The sequence below is a fragment of the Mycolicibacterium sichuanense genome, from assembly GCF_033741125.1.
Lineage (GTDB): Bacteria > Actinomycetota > Actinomycetes > Mycobacteriales > Mycobacteriaceae > Mycobacterium.
This window is the reverse complement of record NZ_JAWQPU010000003.1, coordinates 249,354-265,834: the sequence shown is the minus strand read 5'-3', so window position 1 is coordinate 265,834 and position 16,481 is coordinate 249,354. Positions and strand designations below refer to the sequence as shown.

Genomic DNA, 16,481 nt, shown 5'->3' with positions numbered 1-16,481 from the left:
GCTCGAGGAATGGGTGAAGGGCCGCCAGATTCTGGACGTAGGGGGAAGGTACAACGAAATCCGTACGGCAAGGTCCGGAATCGCAAACAGGGATTAGTTCCTACTCCAACGTCAATTCCGACCCGCGAGGGCCCACCGGCGACGGATTTCGTTGCCGCGGAGTTCCGCAGCAAACAGCGTTACTCCTCGAGGGCCAACACGGGCGTCGGACGCTGGAACCCCTTGGTGACGACCAGCAGCCAGAGGAAGCCCAGCGCCAGCCAGATCACGCCCACCTCCAGCGTGAGCCAGGACAGACTGGTCCACAGCCACGCGGTCAGGACGAAGCCGATCAGCGGTAGCACCAGGTTGTTGATGACGTTCTTCTCGCCCTCGTCGACGAAGTAGTGCTTGATGACGGTCAGGTTCACCGCGGAGAACGCCACCAGCGCGCCGAAGCTCACGATCGAGGCCAGGAAGTCGAGCTTGATCCAGATGGCCGCCAGCGAGATCACCGACACCACCAGGATGGCGAACGTCGGCGTGGAGAACTTCGCCGAGACGTGGCCGAAGACCTTGCGCGGCATGATGCCGTCGCGTCCCATCGCGTAGAGGATCCGGGCCACCGACGCCTGGGAGGTCAGCGCCGAGCCGAAGGCACCCGCGATGTAGGCCGCGGTGAAGAACGTGTTCAGGAACTGGCCGCCGGCCGAAGTCATCACGTCCAGCGAGCCCGAGTCCACGTCGGCGAACTGGTTCGACGGGAACACCAGCTGCGAGACGTAGGACAGGCCGAAGAAGATGAGGCCGCACACGACGGTGGCGATCATGATCGCCTTGGGCACGCTCCGGGTCGGGTCCTTCGCCTCCTCCGACAGCGTCGAGACGGCGTCGAAGCCGAGGAACGACAGGCACAGTATCGCCGCGCCCGCGAAGATGGGGCTGGCCCCCGCCGTCGTGCCGTCACCGGAGAAGGGCGCCATCAGGTCGACGCTGCCCAGCTTGTTGATCGTCATGAACGACATCACCAGGAACACGACGATGAAGATGATCTGCACCGCCAACAGCAGGAAGTTGGCCCGGGCGACCGAGACGATGCCGACGATGTTGAGGAACGTCACCAGCGCGATCGACGCCAGGACGAACACCCAGGCCGGCACGGCCGGGATCGCCGCCTCCAGGTAGATGCCGATGACGAGGTAGTTGAGCATCGGCAGGAAGAGATAGTCCAGCAGCAGCGACCAGCCGGCCAGGAAGCCGACCGGCGCCCCGAACGTGCGCTGGGTATAGGCATACGTCGAGCCGGCGACGGGGAAGGCCGCTGACATCCTGGCGTAGGACCTGGCGGTGAACACCATGGCGGCCAGCGTCACCAGGTACGCGACCGACAGCCGGCCACCGGTCAGCTGGGTGACGATGCCGTAGGTGGTGTACACCGTGAGCGGCACCATGTAGACCATGCCGAACAGCACCAGGGCGGGTACACCGAGCGCGCGTTTGAGGTGGCCCTCGGTCTCGACCGACGTCGTCGACGACATGGCTCTTCCTTCCTTGGGTTCCATGGAGTTACTGCCCTGAGGAGTTGAACGGGTTGCCCAGCTCGCCTCGCAGATAGGTTCCCCGAATACCGATCTTCGGCAGATCGAGGGCGGGCGCGCGGCGCGGGTCGCGCTCGAGCCACACCAGATCGGCGCTGGCGCCAGGCACCAGGCGGCCCCAGATGCCCTCGGCGAAGGCCTGTTCGGCGACCCCCGCGGTATAGGCGCTCAGGGCGCTCTCGATGGTCAGTGCCTCCTCGGGCGTCCAGCCGCCCTCGGGCTCGCCGTCGGGGGTCCGCCGCGATATCCCGATGGAGATGCCGTCCAGCGGGGCGCCCGAGGACACCGGCCAGTCCGATCCGAGCGCCAGCGGTGCGCCCGATTCGGCCAGCGTCCGCATGCGGTACTGCTTGTCGGCGCGTTCCGCGCCGAGACGCGGGATGGTCAGCACCGTCATCAGCGCGTCCATCTGCGCCCACAGCGGTTGCATGCAGGGGATCACGCCAAGCTTCGCGAACCGCTCGAGGTCGGCGTCGTCGACCAGCTGCACGTGCGCGATCACGGGCCGGCGATCCCGCGGGCCGTTCGACTCGATCGCATACTGGATGGCGTCCAGCGCCTGGCGCACCGCGGCGTCGCCGATGGCGTGGATGTGGATCTGCAAACCGAGCTCGTCGACGCGGCGGGCGGCCTGGGCCAGGCTGTCGCCCTCCCACACCGTCATGCCGAATGGCTCTCCCGAGTCGCTCTGCTCCTGCCCTCCGTGCGCGTGCAACCCCGAGCAGTACGGGGCCAGCAGCGCGCCGGTCTCGTTCTCCACCACGCCGTCGGCGAAGAACTTCACCGTCTGCGCCGTGAGGAACGGCGAACCCACCTCGTCCACCCGGCGCCGGGCCTCGACGAAGTGCGGCACCTGCTCGTCGAAGTGCCGCGGGTCGGCGTAGAGCGCGAGGTTGAACCTGATGCGCAGCGCGCCTCGGCGCGCTGCCTCGACGTATGTGTCGACGTCGCCGGGCTCGACCCAGGCGTCCTGCACCCAGGTCACGCCTCTGGCCAGGTAGTAGTCGGCGGCCGTCCCGAGGGCGGCGATGCGGACGTCCTCATCGCGCGGCGGCGCGACGGCGTTGATCAGATCGACCGCACCCCACTCGCGCAGCGTGCCGAGCACCGAACCGTCGGCCCGGCGCGGCAGCTCACCGAGCGGCGGGTCGGGGGTGTCGGCGGTGATGCCGGCGCGTTCCAGCGCCACCGAGTTCACCCACATCGTGTGGTAGTCCCAGGCCCGGAGGGCGACCGGCCGATCGGGCACCGCCTCGTCCAGCCAGCGGGCGTCGAACAGTCCGCCCTCGGCCAGGCTGCCGTCGTAGGAGGCGCCAAGGATCCACTCCTGGTCGGGATTCGCCTCGGCGTACTTGCGTACCTCGGCGACGATCTCTTCCACGGAACTGCAGGGCCGCACGGCGGGTCCGACGAATTCGAGACCGCCGGGCAGCGGGTGGGCGTGCCCGTCGCCGAAGGACGGCATGAGGAACCCGCCCTCCAGATCCACCTCGGCCGTGCCGGGATGTTCGGCAGCCAACGCCCTCGCCTCGTCGCCCACCGCCGCGACGACACCGTCGACGACGAGCAGGGCGTCTGCCTCCCCAGTCGATCCAGCGGTGCCCGTCCACACGGTTCCGTCGTGAAACAGCGTTCTCGCCACGGGTTGGCACCTTACGCGGGCGCAAGCGATGCGCAATGCGTAACGGCGGGGAACGACACCCATCCGTCGTGTCGGCGGATCCGAATAGAGATCGTGGAACGTGAAGACCTCACCGGTCGCTCGGTCGCCGTCGTCGGAAGCGGTGTCGCCGGGCTGATGGCAGCCCACGTGTTGTCGACCCGCAATCGGGTGACCTTGTTCGAGGCCGACGACCGGCTCGGTGGCCACGCGCACACCCACGTCGTCGACCGCGGCGACGGAGTCGAGGTCGCCGTGGACTCGGCCTTCCTGGTCCACAACGACCGGACCTACCCCACGCTGTGCCAGTTGTTCGCCGAGCTGGGCATCGAGACCGTCGACACGGACATGTCCATGTCGGTACGTGACGACCGGGTGGGCGCAACCGGCCTGGAGTACGCGGGGGCGAAGGGCATCGGCGGGCTCTTCCCGTCGGCATCGAACCTCGCCAGACCCCGCTACCTACGGATGCTGGCCGAGGTCAAGCGCTTCCACCGCGAGGCGACACGGCTGCTCGAGGACCCCGACTCACGCGAGACGCTCGGGTCGTTCGTCGAGCAGCAGGGCTTCTCGGCGTACTTCGTCGACCACTTCCTGACGCCGCTGGTGGCCGCGGTCTGGTCCTGCGCGCCCGGCGACGCGATGCGCTACCCCGCCCGCTACCTGTTCGTGTTCCTGCACCACCACGGCATGCTGTCGGTGTTCGGCTCGCCGACCTGGCGGACGGTGGCCGGTGGCTCCGCCACCTACGTCGACGCCATCGCCACGGGCATTCACGAGATATCGCTGCGCTCGCCGGTGCGCGCGCTCGAGCGGGTTCCCGACGGGGTGCGCATCTGCGTCGGCGACGCCGGACCGCGGCACTTCGACGCTGCCGTCGTCGCCACCCATCCGGCACAGGCACTGCAGATGCTGGCCAAGCCCTCCAGTGCCCAGCGGGCGGTGCTGGGCGCCATCGCCTACTCCACCAACCACGCTCAGCTGCACACCGACGAGTCGCTGCTGCCGCGACATCGCAGGGCCCGGGCGTCCTGGAACTACCTGGCCACCTCCGACACCGACGCGGTACTGGTGACGTATGACGTCACGCGGCTGATGAAACTGGCCGGGCCGAAACGCTTCCTGGTGACCCTCGGCGGTCGCGATCGCGTCGACCCGGCCTCGGTCATCGCGGAGATGACCTACGAGCATCCGCTCTACACCCCCGAATCCGTTGCGGCGCAGGCCTTGCTGCCAACCATCGACGAAGACCGCCTGGTCTTCGCCGGCGCCTATCACGGTTGGGGCTTTCACGAGGACGGTGCGGCCTCGGGCCTGCGGGCCGCGGAACGGCTCGGCGCGACGTGGCCCACCGCGAGGACACTGGAGACGGTGCCATGCTGACGGCCCTCTACCGCACCAGGATCACCCACCTGCGCCGGGCACCGGTGCACCACTACTTCGAGCAACGGGGTTACAGCTGGTACGTCGACATCGACGACCTTCCCCGGCTGCCCCGCTGGTTGCAGCCATTCGCCAGATTCGAAGCCGCCGATCATCTCTCACCACCACCCGACGGTCAGGACACCCTGCGGACGCGGGTCGACCACTACCTCGCCGAACGGGGCGTCACACTGCCGGGCGGTACCGTCACCGCCCTACTGCAAGCCAGAGTGCTCGGCTACGTCTTCAACCCGCTGAGCATCTTCTGGTGTCACGACGCACGGGGCGTCCTGCGCCACGTCATCGCCGAAGTGCACAACACCTACGGTGATCGGCACGCCTACCTGCTGCCGCCGACGGGCGACCAGCCCGCCGCGGTGAAGAAGGCCCTCTACGTCTCGCCGTTCAACCAGGTCAACGGTTACTACCTGGTGCGTGCACCGCTGCCCGATGCCGAACTCGATGTGACGATCTCGCTGCACCGCGAGAACAAGCCCGCCTTCGTCGCCACCCTCGAGGGGGCGCGCTGCAAGGCATCGATCGCCAACATCCTGCGATTGCAGATGGTGGCACCGGTCGCACCGTTGTCTGGTGCGCTGTGGATTCGGGTGCAGGGTGTGACGCTGTGGGCCCGCCGGGTCCCGGTGGTCCCGCGAGTGCCAGCTCCGGAGAGGGAGAAGGTCAGCCAGTCATGACCACCAGAATCGTCGGAAGCAGCCGTAGCACCGCGGAAGTCGATCTTTGGCCCTCGGTGGCGCGAGTACCGAGCGGACCCGTGAGCATGGCCACGGCACTGGTGGCGGAGTCCTTCCTGCGACGTGCTGCGGCGCGCTTGCCGCTGCGGCTGCGATATCCGGACGGTTCCGTCGTCGGGGCGGCCGATCCCACGTTGCCGACGATGGACATCCACCGTCCCGCCGCGCTGTTCCGCCGCGTCGGCCGGTCGGGGCTCATCGGCTTCGGCGAGTCCTACATGGCCGGGGAATGGAGTTCGGCGGACCTCGCCGGTCTGCTGACGGCGTTCGCCAACTCGATCGCCGACTTGGTTCCCCCTGCGCTGCAATGGCTGCGGCCGCTGGCCCTGGTGCGGCATCCACACACGATGCTCAACAGCCCGACCCAGGCGCGGGAGAACGTCGCCGAGCACTACGATCTGTCCAACGATCTGTTCGCCGAGTTCCTCGACCGCACCATGACCTATTCGAGCGCGCTGTTCGAGGATTCGCAACCCGTCTGGTCGGATCTCGAGGCTGCCCAGCATCGAAAGATCGACCGGTTGCTCGACTCGGCCGGTGTCGGCCCGGGCAGCCGTGTCCTCGAGATCGGCACCGGCTGGGGTGAACTGTGCATTCGCGCAGCCTCCCGCGGCGCGGTGGTCCGCTCCATCACGCTGTCGGCTGAGCAGCAGCGACTGGCCCGGCAGCGCGTGGCCGCGGCCGGCCTGTCCGACCGGGTGACCATCGAGCTCAGGGACTACCGCGAAGTCCAGGGCCGGTTCGACGCCGTGGTGTCGGTCGAGATGATCGAGGCCGTCGGATACCGCTTCTGGCCCACGTACTTTCAGACACTCGACCGGCTGGTCTCACCCGGTGGCCGGGTGACGATCCAAGCGATCACCATGCCACATGATCGAATGCTCAAGTCTCGCAACACGTATACGTGGATTCAGAAGTACATCTTCCCCGGCGGGCTGATTCCATCAGTGGAGGCCGTCGTCGGCATCACCGAGCGCGAGACCCGGTTGCGCACCGTCGACATGCTGTCGCTGCGACCGCACTACGCCGAGACCCTGCGACTATGGCGGGAGCGCTTCAACTCCCGCCGGGACGCGGTGTCGGCGCTGGGATTCGACCAGGTGTTCCAACGGATGTGGGAGCTGTACCTGGCCTACTCCGAAGCGGGCTTCCGCTCGGGCTACCTCGACGTGTACCAGTGGACCTTCGCCCCGGCGGGCACCCCGTGAACTTCCTCGCCGTCACCGCGGGCTCGCTGGTGGCACTGATCCTGGTGTATGGCGCGACGTTCCTCATCGGGCGCCGCATCGGTCGCTACAACGTCGTCGACGTCGCCTGGGGTGCGAGCTTCGTCGTGGTGGCGGCCGTCGCCGCCGTGCTGGGCGACGGTGACCTCGTTCGCCGCCTGCTGCTGCTGGCGCTGACGGCCCCCTGGGGACTGCGGCTGGCCTGGCACATGGTTGGCAAGTCGGCGGGCAAGGGCGAGGATCCGCGCTACGACCGACTGCTGAAGGGAGAGTTCTCAGCGGTCACCGTGCTCCGCAAGATCTTTCTGCTTCAGGCGGTCATGGCGTGGTTCATCTCCCTGCCCTTGCAACTGTCCGCCACGCTTGGGCCCACCCCTACCGCTCTGCTGCCGGTGGCGATCATCGGGGTCGCCGCATGGGCGCTGGGGTTGTCGTTCGAAGCCGTCGGCGATCACCAGTTGCGGCAGTTCAAGGCCGATTCCGAGAACCACGGCAAGATCATGGACCGCGGACTTTGGTCGTGGACGCGCCACCCGAACTACTTCGGCGATTCCGCGGTCTGGTGGGGGCTGTGGCTGGTGAGCCTCGCGGGGTGGGTCTCGCTGACGACGGTGCTCTCCCCCGTGGCGATGACGTATTTCCTGGTGTACGCCACCGGCGCCCGGCTGACCGAGCGAATCATGGCCGAGCGCCCGGGTTTTCGTGAATACCAGTCGCGCACATCGTTCTTCGTACCGCGACCACCCCGAAGTCGATCATCGTGACTACCCTGCTCCTGCCCAGTAGTACACTTCGCGGCGTGACGGCCGATCTCGACGCATTGCTGCGCCGGGTGGCAGAACAGGACGTCGAGGCGTTTGCCGAGTTCTACGACCACACCCGGGCCAGGGTCTTCGGCTTGGTGCTGCGCGTGCTCCGCGATCCCGGGTACAGCGAGGAAACCACCCAGGACGTCTACCTGCAGGTATGGCGCGGCGCCGCCAACTACAACCCGTCGGCGGGATCGCCGCTCGCCTGGCTGTTGACGCTGGCCCACCGCCGGGCGGTGGACCGCGTGCGGTCCGAGCAATCGGCCAGTCAACGGGACTCGCGCTACGGCGCCGCCAACGTCGAGCTGCCGGCAGACCGGGTCGCCGAGGCGGTCATCCAGCTCGATGAGCAGCGTCAAGTCGTGGAATGCCTGGGCTCGCTGACCGATCCGCAGCGGGAATGCCTCCAGCTTGCGTATTACGAAGGCCTGACCTATGTCCAGGTGTCAGAGCGTTTGTCGGCGAACCTTGCGACCATTAAGTCACGGATGCGAGACGGCATTCGTGGCCTGCGCAAGTGTCTGGGGGTCTCGTGACCGAGCCTAATGCCGAAGACCTGATGCTCTTGGCTACCCCCTACGCCCTGCACGCGATGCCGCAGCCCGAACTCGACGATGTCGACCGACAGCTGGCCGACGTTCCCGCCTCGGTAGCCATCGCCTTTGCCGCCGAGGTGCGCGCCGTACGCGAGACCATGGCCAAGGTGTCCGCGGCGACCGCCACCGAACCGCCCGGCCACGTACGCGAGCGTCTGCTGGTCGCCGTGGGGGCCGAACCCGTCCAGACCAGCTCCCGTGCCGAGACCAGCAACGTCGTCGAGTTGCAACCCAAGTCGACCAGGTGGCGCACCATCGCGCTCGCCGCCGCGGCAGCCGTCGTCGTCGGGCTCGGCACTTTTGGAGTGGGTTTCGCGCTGCGGCCCGCGCCGAAGCAGGCCGCCGCCGAGCAGATCTTCTCCGCCCCGGACGTCCGGACGGTGTCGGGGGAGATCCCGACGGGCGGCACGGCGACGGTGGTGTTCTCCCACGAACGCAATGCCGGAGTGCTGGTGATGAACAACGTCGAGCCGCCCAAGCCGGGCACCGTCTACCAGATGTGGCTGGTCGGAGCCGAAGGGCCCAAGTCCGCGGGCACCATGGACGCCGGGGCCGTCGCCCCGTCCACCACGGCGGTGCTGCCCGATCTCGGCGACTCGAAGATGCTGGCCTTCACCGTCGAACCCAGCGGCGGATCGCTGCGTCCGACCACCCCGGCCTTCGCCTCACTCCCGCTGATCTGAGTCACAGACCTTCGACGGTGGCCGCGGCGGCCTCCTCGACGACGTCGCCGACCTCCCCGCGCCGCCGCCAGGCTCGCCGCTGCCGCGCGGCACCGTTGCCCGCCGCGACGATCCGCGCCAGCTCGGAGCGCACCATGTCGCGTTCCCCGAGGGCGGTCAGCGCGGGCCCTAGGTGCTCGATCAACGCGTCGAGCAGGACCGGCGCGGGCCGCGGGGCGTGCCCGCCGACGAGGTCGATCAACTCGCCCTCCAGCCCGTAGCGAGCGGCTTTCCAGTAGGCGGCCTTGAGTTCGTGCGCTCCGGGCTTGGGCATGGGTTCGCCCCGCTCGTGCTCGTCGACGACGGTCATCACCAGCGCCCTGACCAGGGTGCCGTACAGCGCCGTCTCGGCGACCGTGGCCGGGACGTCGGCGACGCGCACCTCGACCGTCGGATAGTTCGCCGACGGGCGGACGTCCCAATAGACCATGCCGTCGTCGAGCATCGCACCGGTCTTCAGCATCATCTGGACCGTGGCGTCGTAGTCGTCGGCCGAGTCGAAGAACGGAGGCGGGCCCGAGCTGGGCCAGCGCGCCCACAGCACGCTGCGCCAACTGGCGTGCCCGCTGTCTGCGCTGCGGTAGACCGCGGAATTGGCAGTGAGCGCCAGCAGCAGCGGCAACCAGGGGCGCAACCGGTTGCTCACCTGGACGGCGAGATCGCGATCGGCCACGGCCACGTGCACGTGGCAGCCGGAGATGCCCTGCTCGTGGGCGATCATGCCGAACCGCTCGGCGATGTCGCGGTAGCGGGGTTTGTCGGTCACCGGGAAGCCCACCGGCACCGTGGGCGGCAGCGAGACGGCGAGCAGCCGAGCCCCCGCCTCGGTGGCCGCCCCGGCGGCGGCCCGGCGCAGTCGGCTGAGGTCGCGCCGTAGGTCGTCGCTAGAGGAACAGACGGCGGAGGTGGTCTCGACCTGGCAGCTGGTCAGTTCGAGTTCCAGTTCGACACCGGCTTGGGCGGCGAGTTCGGCCACTCGGGCGTTGCGCGCAACGGGTTCGCCGCTGGCGGGATCGACCAGGAGGAATTCCTCCTCCACGCCAAAGGTGGGCAGGTCAGGAGTGTCGACCCGGCCCATCGGATGGTTCACGACGGGCCGGATCAGGGTGTCACTCCTTTGCTGGGGCGTTCGTTCCCGCCCCGCTCGAGGGATCTATTGCCCGACCCCGCGAGGGGTCAAACCTTCGTGTCCGAACTGACACCTAAGCTCGGGTGATGGGCAAGGACTTCCGGTTCGGATTCGGTCTGCACGCCGCCCCGCGGCTGTCCGCGGTGCAGGACTTGGCGCGGCACGCGGAGGACATGGGATACGACGTGCTCCACGTCCCGGACCACCTCGGCGCACCCGCTCCGTTCCCGACGTTGATGGCCGCCGCGGCGGCCACCGAGACGCTGCACGTCGGCACGTTCGTCCTCAACGCCGGTTTCTACCAGGCCGCGCTGCTAGCGCGTGACGTGACCGCGTTGCGGGATCTGACCGGGGGCCGCCTCGAGCTCGGTCTTGGCGCCGGTTACGTCGAAGCGGAGTTCGCTGCCGCCGAGATTCCCTTCCCGACGGCCCGCCAGCGGGTGGATCACCTGCGCCACGTCGTCGAGTACCTCGGCGAGCATGCGCCCGACGTGCCCATCCTGATCGCGGGCAACGGTGACCGGCTGCTGACCATCGCCGCCCAGCGGGCGCAGATCATCGGGCTCACCGGTGGTGATCCGGCCAGCCCGTCCGGCGATCCCCTGGCCGAACGAATCTCGTTCGTCCGCAACGCCTCTCCGGAACGCTTCGATGGCCTCGAGCTGAACATCGCGATCACCGCGATGCCGATCGACGACTCCGGGGTTCCCGATCTGTCGATCACCCGGCGATTCCTGCCCGAGCTGACCGACGAGCAGCTGTTGCGCACCCCCGGCGTGCTCTCGGGTTCGGCCAACGACATCGCCGACGAGATCCGGCGCTACCGCGACGTCTACGGGGTCACCTACATCATCGTGCAGCAGCCGCACGCCGAGGCGTTCGCCAAGGTGATTGCGCTGCTGCGAGGTTAGCCTCCGCGCCCGGCGACCCAGATCGCCCCACCCTACGGTGCCCATCATCTCGTCGAGCGGTGTCGTCGAACTCGCAGGCTCACCGGGCCGCCTCGAAGGTGGTCACCGGCAGCCGAGCACTGGATCGCGGGCAGGACGCGAGATCGAGCAGCCCGTGCCTCCGCCTCCACACGGGCCCGCCGGGCGGTCGACGGGGTGGGGAAACTCCCAACGCGGATGTCTCAGCTTTGCGAGTGTGCACATGACCGTCATACGCCACCCTTCATGATCGACCCGATTGAGTTTGCTGTACTTCGGCAATGCATTCGGCGAGGCCCCCAGCAATACGGCTTTCGTCTCGGCTGAACCGATTAAACGCCGCTGGGCTTTCGCCTCCGTGATCAATTGCCGCGCCGATAACCGCCGCGCGCAGCTCCTAACCGGTCGAAATCACACGTTCACACTGTTCAATACCGTTCGAACCTTCGCGATGACGCCACCGTGCTCCCCACCTGCCCTTAGGTGAGGCGAGCTGACAACGGCTTTCCCGAAATGTGGGTGAACGACCGGCCGCGAGTTGCCACGATTTCATGATCGGGGAATGGCCTCATGAGAATTCCGCAGCGAAATTGCGAGATCTCTCGTTTGCTTGCGATTGCCGCCGCGAGGGTGCAGGATTGCATCATTACCGCGGCCGTTGATTTGCCAGACTGCCCACACGGACTGGAACGGGCAACCCTGAAGACGGGCAACGACATCACACGAACCGACAGCCCAGCCGATGCTGAGCGTGCTTTGCTACCCCATCTGCGCTGGGAGCTGACCCAGGTGATGACCCGGGTTCAGCCCGACGACCTCTCAAACGCCGAGATTGCCGCCCTGCTCGCGATCCTGCGCCCGGCCCTCACCCGCATCGTCGGCGGACCAACCAGCGGGCCACGACTGCGTCTGGTCTGAACTGGCGGCGGTCAGCCGTCGACGAAGTTCGCCCAACAACGAGTCCACCGACACCCCTGCCAGATCACCGGTCACGGTGGTGAGGTCGACGACGCCGATCTCGCCCATCGTCAAGAATCCCGCTGCGACCAGCGCCTCCACCGGCGACCGCCGATAACCCCTCGCGAAGGCGACGGCGGCCTCGGCCCGCGGCCTGCTGTTGCCGCGCTGCCAGCGCGAGATGCTGGATTGATCGATCCCGGTCGTGGCCGCGATGTCCTTCTGTGCTGCTCCGCCGGTCACGGTCAGCACGTACTGCCACCACGTCGACTCGACCATCGGCCCAGGATATGGCACCGAGACGGTGGCGCTCGCCCGCGCCGACGGGACCCGCTCCCGGGCGCGCCGCGCCCCTCCTCCCGTTTGCTGATGCTTGCATGCACGCCTGCATATATGTATGCTCACAAGCAAGAACATTGACCGAGACGGAGGCCCGCAGTGTTCGCGACGCCCGTCGCGACCGCCATCAGTGATGGCGCGTCACTCCCGAAGACATCCTTTCGAATCAGGCCCACGGGGCCGCACCAGGAGCTTGAGAAACATGAAGAATTCCCTATACCCGGTTGCGACCGGTTTGGCCATCGCCGGCGCCGGCGTGGCACTCGCCCTCGGCTCGGGTACCGCCCAGGCCGCACCGACGAGCGAGACCGCAGCGACCTCCACCACGCAGTGCGTCGTGCTGCCCAGTAACTGCGTCGCCAGCGCCAGCGAGGTGACCCTGGCGAATACCTTTGCCTTGAGCCCCAATTCGCCCACACCCAACGCTCTGGCCGCCGCATTCATCGGCCCCGTCCAGTTCGCCCCCCTGTACCAGGCAATCGCCCTCGTCGGGTGGATCCCCATCGTCAACATCTTCGTGAGCAACGGAGTCGACGGCGCACCCGGCAGCGGGGCGAACGGCGGTAATGCCGGGCTGTTCATCGGCTACGGCGGTGTCGGTGGCTCCGGCGCCAACGGGCAGGCCGGCGGCAACGGCGGCACCAGCGGCCTGTTCTTCGGCAGTGGTGGCGCGGGAGGCGTCGGCGGCCTCGGTGCGGTGGGTGGCAACGGCGGCAACGCAGGCACCTTCGTGATCTTCGGTAACGGCGGCGACGGCGGCACCGGTGGCGCCGGCGCCGTCGGCGGCAATGGTGGCAACTCCGGCGTCATCTCATTGCTCGGCAGCGGCGGCAACGGCGGTGCCGGTGGTACGAGCGCCAACGGCGGCAATGGCGGCAACGCCGGCACCTTGGCCCTGTTCGGCCATGGTGGCAACGGCGGCGTCGGAGGCGACGGCGTCCAAGGCGTCGACGGTGCGGCAGCCACGGGTACGGCCGCCAACGGGGTCGACGGCGTCGACGGAACGACGACCGGCGCCAACGGCGCGGCCGGGGTCAACCCGGCCCCCAGCGGTCCGGCGGGCACCGAGGGTGCCGCGGGTGCGGCGGGCACCGTGACGGGCGGCAACGGCAGCCCGGGTACCGCGGGCAATCCCGGTGGTGCAGGCGGGGCAGGCGGCGCGGTGGCCGGCACGGCTCCGGTCGCCACCGGTGGTAACGGCGCCGCGGGTGCCGACGGCACGGCGGGCGGCAACGGTGGCGCCGGCGGCGCCGGCGGCGCGGCGTCCACCACGGGTACTGGCGCAACCGCGACCGGCGGCAACGGAGCCAACGGCGGCAACGGCGGAACCGGCGCGACCGACGGCGGCGCCGGCGGCGCAGGCGGCGCAGGGGTGAGCACCAGCGGAGTCGGGACCGGCGGCAGTGGCGGCAACGGTGGCAACGGCGGAACGGGCGCAGCCGGCCAGGCGGGCGGCACCGGACAAGCGGGCGCCGCCGGTGGCGCGGGTGCCAACGGCACCAGTGTCGGCGGCGCCGGAACCGCGGGCAGCGCAGCGGGATCGGGCGGCAACGGCGGCACCGGCGGGCTGTTCGGTAGCGGCGGCAACGCCGGTAGTGGTGGAACCGGCGGTACGGGTGGAAGCGGCGGCAGGGGTGAGGCCGGAGGCAACGGCGGCAACGGAGGCAACGGCGCGGCCGGTGGCAATGGCGGAACTGGCGCTGCGGGTGGCAACGGCGGTACCGGCGGCGCCGGCGGGGCGGGCACGGGTGCCGGCGGCACCGGAGTCGGCGGAACGGGTGGCGCCGGCGGCTCCGGCGCGACCGGCGGCGCGGGCGGCGCTGCGGGTGCAGGCGGCGCGGGCGGCCAGGCCGGTTCCGGTGGCACGGGTGCGGCGGGTGGTACCGGAGGTGCCGGTGGCACCGGCGGCGCTACCGGTAGCGCGGGCCGAGGCGGCATCTTTGGCGGATCCGGAGGCGCCGGCACGACGGGCGCCAATGGATCGACCGGAGGGACCGGCGCCACGGGTGCGACCGGCGCGGCCGGTACCGCCGGGGCAAGTGGAGCCAGTGGCAGTGCAGGCGCGAGCGGAGCCAACGGCAACGCCGGCGCCAACGGCGCCAACGGCGCTTCCTCCTAGAAGTCGATCAGCGCCCATCGCGCTCGGCTCCGAACCTTCTGGGGACGTCGACCTCGTCGACGTCCCCAGAGGCATGTCCGTCGTGCGGGGTTCGTGGCCGGACTGGTCGGGCCGCGCGGGGCGGTCCCGGACTTCGGTATGCTGCGATCCGGTCCGCCCCCGTAGCTCAGGGGATAGAGCACGGCTCTCCTAAAGCCGGTGTCGCATGTTCGAATCATGCCGGGGGCACCACTGTGATGTATGACCTCGATTGATGCTCGTCGTTTCGGTGTCGGGTGATGGGCGACAGTGTGTCGGCTGATGCTTTACACCTGCTTCGGTTGATCCTCGATACTCCCTTGGTGAGAGAGTTGAGCGTGGCCGAGCAGAGGTATCAGGCCGTATTGGCGGTCATCGGCTGTGGATTGTCGATCGCGCAGGTCGCTCGGGGTGCGTCGTCGTTCGAGTCGATGGCCGGGCTGGAGTATCCGCTGGTTTGACCGTCGTGGGTCTGATGGAGTCCGTGATCTCAACTCGACTCAGGACGACCGAGACGGCTTGATCCGAGCCCAGGGGCCGTGGTCGAGGGCGCTATGGCGGCGATCGGGGGTGGCTGGCAGCATTTCGATTCGTGGTGACCCAGCTCGATCCGTGCAATCAGTTCCGTCCGCCTCTCCCCAAAGACCTTGCAGCAGCGCGTCGCCCGCATCCAAGCCCGACTGGGGGCGCCGCGATTTGGCCTGACGGCGTTTCGGGCCTAGGCAGGCAACCGCCCGTCGACGAGGGCACCGCCGGTCTTGGCGACCACGTCGTCGTAGGCGACGCCGGGGGCGAGCTCGACGACCCGGAACCCCTCACCGGTCACGTCGAATACCCCCAGATCGGTGATCACCTGACTGACGACGCCCTTGCCGGTCAGCGGAAGATCGCACGCGGCAACCAATTTGGCTGCGCCAGTCTTGGTGACGTGATCCATCAGGACGATGACGCGCCCCGCTCCATTCACCAAATCCATCGCACCGCCCATGCCCTTGACCATCGCGCCGGGCACCATCCAGTTGGCGAGGTCACCATTGCCCGCGACCTGCATGCCGCCAAGGATCGCGACGTCGACGTGTCCGCCGCGAATCATCGCGAAACTGGTCGCCGAATCGAAGAACGACGCCCCCGCGAGCACCGATACCGTTTGCTTGCCGGCGTTGACCAGATCCGGGTCCACCTCGTCGTCGTACGGAAACGGGCCGACACCCAGGATCCCGTTCTCGGCGTGCAGGGTGACCTCCGAGCTCGGCGGCAGGTGATCCGGAATCAAGGTGGGCAGTCCGATGCCGAGGTTGACGTAGTCACCGTTGCGCAGCTCCCGGGCAGCGCGCGCAGCCATCTGCTCTCGCGACCAGCTCATCGGGTCAGCTCCGGCCGCGGCCGCGTGGTGCGTTTCTCGATGCCCTTGCGCGCAGCCTGCTCCGGGGTGAGTTCGACGACCCGCTTGACGAAGATCCCTGGCAGGTGGACCTCGTCGGGGTGCAATTCCCCGACCTCGACGACGCGCTCGGCCTCCACGACCGTGATGCGACCGGCCATCGCGGCCGGTGGGTTGAAATTCCGTGCCGCGGCGTGAAAGACGCAATTGCCGGCCTCGTCGGCGACGGCTGCGCGCACCAACGCGTAGTCGGTGACGATGGCCTCCTCGAGCAGCATCTCCCGCCCACCGAACGTGCGTACCTCCTTCGGCGGCGAGGCCAAGGCAACGCTCCCATCGGGGTGATATCGCCACGGCAGGCCCCCATCGGCGACCAGCGTGCCGACTCCCGTCGGGGTGAAGAACGCGCCGATGCCACTGCCGCCGGCGCGCAACCGTTCGGCGAGAGTGCCCTGCGGGGTCAGTTCAACCGTCAACTCCCCCTTCAAGTACTGCCGTGCGAACTCCTTGTTCTCCCCGACGTACGACGCGATCACGCGCGAGATCCGGCGCGCCTCGAGCAGCAGGCCGAGCCCGCCCCCGTCGACTCCGCAGTTGTTGCTCACGATCGTCAGATCGCCTGCCCCGTGGTCCAGTAGCGCCTCGATGAGCAACCACGGGATACCCGCGAGTCCGAAGCCCCCGACCGCGATGCTGGCACCGTCGGCGACGTCCGCGACGGCTTCCTCGGCGGTCCCGACGACCTTGTTCAGGGTCATGACTGCTCCAGGTGTGAGACGAGAGTCCAGCTGAGGTCGACCATTACTCGACCGTAGGACCCACCCGTAATATCCGGAAATACA

Annotated in this window: 15 protein-coding genes and 1 tRNA gene; 10 read left to right on the top strand and 6 right to left on the bottom strand. The window is 68.6% G+C overall.

Features of this window, described 5'->3' with window-relative positions:
- Positions 1–179 precede the first annotated feature (179 nt).
- Positions 180–1,517, bottom strand: a complete 1,338-nt coding sequence (locus SBI80_RS11675; protein WP_318974738.1) for an APC family permease — start codon at positions 1,515–1,517, stop codon at positions 180–182.
- Positions 1,518–1,545: 28 nt separating this feature from the next.
- Positions 1,546–3,219, bottom strand: a complete 1,674-nt coding sequence (locus tag SBI80_RS11670; protein ID WP_318974736.1) for an amidohydrolase — start codon at positions 3,217–3,219, stop codon at positions 1,546–1,548.
- Positions 3,220–3,375: 156 nt separating this feature from the next.
- On the opposite strand from SBI80_RS11670, the gene SBI80_RS11665 reads away from it, so the two are divergent.
- From SBI80_RS11665 to SBI80_RS11640, 6 genes are read left to right on the top strand one after another with little or no spacing between them, the layout of a single operon-like run.
- Complete coding sequence (locus SBI80_RS11665) at positions 3,376–4,620, top strand: NAD(P)/FAD-dependent oxidoreductase (protein ID WP_413232712.1); 1,245 nt, start codon at positions 3,376–3,378, stop codon at positions 4,618–4,620.
- Positions 4,614–5,354 carry a DUF1365 domain-containing protein gene (locus SBI80_RS11660; RefSeq protein WP_318974733.1) on the top strand — a complete coding sequence of 247 codons (741 nt, stop codon included), beginning with the start codon at positions 4,614–4,616 and terminating at the stop codon, positions 5,352–5,354. The genes SBI80_RS11665 and SBI80_RS11660 overlap by 7 nt, the downstream gene beginning before the upstream one ends.
- Positions 5,351–6,622 carry a class I SAM-dependent methyltransferase gene (locus tag SBI80_RS11655; RefSeq protein ID WP_318974732.1) on the top strand — a complete coding sequence of 424 codons (1,272 nt, stop codon included), beginning with the start codon at positions 5,351–5,353 and terminating at the stop codon, positions 6,620–6,622. The genes SBI80_RS11660 and SBI80_RS11655 overlap by 4 nt, the downstream gene beginning before the upstream one ends.
- Positions 6,619–7,404: a DUF1295 domain-containing protein gene (locus SBI80_RS11650; protein WP_318975229.1), complete on the top strand. Its 786-nt coding sequence runs from the start codon at positions 6,619–6,621 to the stop codon at positions 7,402–7,404. The genes SBI80_RS11655 and SBI80_RS11650 overlap by 4 nt, the downstream gene beginning before the upstream one ends.
- A 5-nt stretch (positions 7,405–7,409) precedes the next feature.
- Positions 7,410–7,985, top strand: coding sequence for a sigma-70 family RNA polymerase sigma factor (locus SBI80_RS11645; RefSeq protein ID WP_318975227.1), 576 nt, complete (start codon positions 7,410–7,412; stop codon positions 7,983–7,985).
- Positions 7,982–8,728, top strand: a complete 747-nt coding sequence (locus SBI80_RS11640) for an anti-sigma factor (RefSeq protein WP_318974731.1) — start codon at positions 7,982–7,984, stop codon at positions 8,726–8,728. The genes SBI80_RS11645 and SBI80_RS11640 overlap by 4 nt, the downstream gene beginning before the upstream one ends.
- A gap of 1 nt (position 8,729) precedes the next feature.
- Here the strand turns inward: SBI80_RS11640 and SBI80_RS11635 are convergent, their stop codons facing one another.
- Positions 8,730–9,845 carry a glutamate--cysteine ligase gene (locus SBI80_RS11635; protein WP_318975226.1) on the bottom strand — a complete coding sequence of 372 codons (1,116 nt, stop codon included), beginning with the start codon at positions 9,843–9,845 and terminating at the stop codon, positions 8,730–8,732.
- Between the two features lie 137 nt (positions 9,846–9,982).
- Here SBI80_RS11635 and SBI80_RS11630 point away from each other — a divergent pair, with 137 nt between their 5' ends.
- Entirely contained in the window at positions 9,983–10,807 is an 825-nt protein-coding gene (locus SBI80_RS11630; RefSeq protein ID WP_318974729.1) for an LLM class F420-dependent oxidoreductase, read from the top strand.
- A gap of 837 nt (positions 10,808–11,644) precedes the next feature.
- Here SBI80_RS11630 and SBI80_RS11625 read toward each other — a convergent pair.
- The gene (locus tag SBI80_RS11625; RefSeq protein WP_318974727.1) at positions 11,645–12,061 is read right to left on the bottom strand and encodes a helix-turn-helix domain-containing protein; all 417 of its coding nucleotides are present in this window, start codon (positions 12,059–12,061) and stop codon (positions 11,645–11,647) included.
- A 262-nt stretch (positions 12,062–12,323) separates the two neighbouring features.
- On the opposite strand from SBI80_RS11625, the gene SBI80_RS11620 reads away from it, so the two are divergent.
- From SBI80_RS11620 to SBI80_RS11610, 3 genes are all read left to right on the top strand, one after another.
- Positions 12,324–14,240, top strand: a complete 1,917-nt coding sequence (locus SBI80_RS11620) for a PGRS repeat-containing protein (protein WP_318974725.1) — start codon at positions 12,324–12,326, stop codon at positions 14,238–14,240.
- A 155-nt stretch (positions 14,241–14,395) separates the two neighbouring features.
- A tRNA-Arg gene (locus SBI80_RS11615) sits at positions 14,396–14,471 on the top strand.
- A 110-nt stretch (positions 14,472–14,581) separates the two neighbouring features.
- Positions 14,582–14,719 carry a hypothetical protein gene (locus tag SBI80_RS11610; protein WP_318975265.1) on the top strand — a complete coding sequence of 46 codons (138 nt, stop codon included), beginning with the start codon at positions 14,582–14,584 and terminating at the stop codon, positions 14,717–14,719.
- A gap of 257 nt (positions 14,720–14,976) precedes the next feature.
- Here the strand turns inward: SBI80_RS11610 and SBI80_RS11605 are convergent, their stop codons facing one another.
- Both SBI80_RS11605 and SBI80_RS11600 read right to left on the bottom strand, forming a co-directional pair.
- Positions 14,977–15,621, bottom strand: a complete 645-nt coding sequence (locus SBI80_RS11605) for a 3-oxoacid CoA-transferase subunit B (RefSeq protein WP_318974724.1) — start codon at positions 15,619–15,621, stop codon at positions 14,977–14,979.
- Positions 15,618–16,397: a CoA transferase subunit A gene (locus tag SBI80_RS11600; RefSeq protein WP_318974722.1), complete on the bottom strand. Its 780-nt coding sequence runs from the start codon at positions 16,395–16,397 to the stop codon at positions 15,618–15,620. Before SBI80_RS11600 ends, SBI80_RS11605 begins: the two co-directional genes overlap by 4 nt.
- Positions 16,398–16,481: the final 84 nt, after the last annotated feature.

What these genes read in the sequence shown, in the direction of transcription:
- SBI80_RS11665 (WP_413232712.1), top strand. Translation starts at nt 3,376, where the DNA reads ATGGCAGCCCACGTGTTGTCGACCCGCAATCGGGTGACCTTGTTCGAG.
- SBI80_RS11675 (WP_318974738.1), bottom strand. Translation starts at nt 1,517, where the DNA reads ATGTCGTCGACGACGTCGGTCGAGACCGAGGGCCACCTCAAACGCGCG.
- SBI80_RS11600 (WP_318974722.1), bottom strand. Translation starts at nt 16,397, where the DNA reads ATGACCCTGAACAAGGTCGTCGGGACCGCCGAGGAAGCCGTCGCGGAC.
- SBI80_RS11630 (WP_318974729.1), top strand. Translation starts at nt 9,983, where the DNA reads ATGGGCAAGGACTTCCGGTTCGGATTCGGTCTGCACGCCGCCCCGCGG.
- SBI80_RS11660 (WP_318974733.1), top strand. Translation starts at nt 4,614, where the DNA reads ATGCTGACGGCCCTCTACCGCACCAGGATCACCCACCTGCGCCGGGCA.
- SBI80_RS11605 (WP_318974724.1), bottom strand. Translation starts at nt 15,621, where the DNA reads ATGAGCTGGTCGCGAGAGCAGATGGCTGCGCGCGCTGCCCGGGAGCTG.
- SBI80_RS11620 (WP_318974725.1), top strand. Translation starts at nt 12,324, where the DNA reads ATGAAGAATTCCCTATACCCGGTTGCGACCGGTTTGGCCATCGCCGGC.
- SBI80_RS11655 (WP_318974732.1), top strand. Translation starts at nt 5,351, where the DNA reads ATGACCACCAGAATCGTCGGAAGCAGCCGTAGCACCGCGGAAGTCGAT.
- SBI80_RS11635 (WP_318975226.1), bottom strand. Translation starts at nt 9,845, where the DNA reads ATGGGCCGGGTCGACACTCCTGACCTGCCCACCTTTGGCGTGGAGGAG.
- SBI80_RS11625 (WP_318974727.1), bottom strand. Translation starts at nt 12,061, where the DNA reads ATGGTCGAGTCGACGTGGTGGCAGTACGTGCTGACCGTGACCGGCGGA.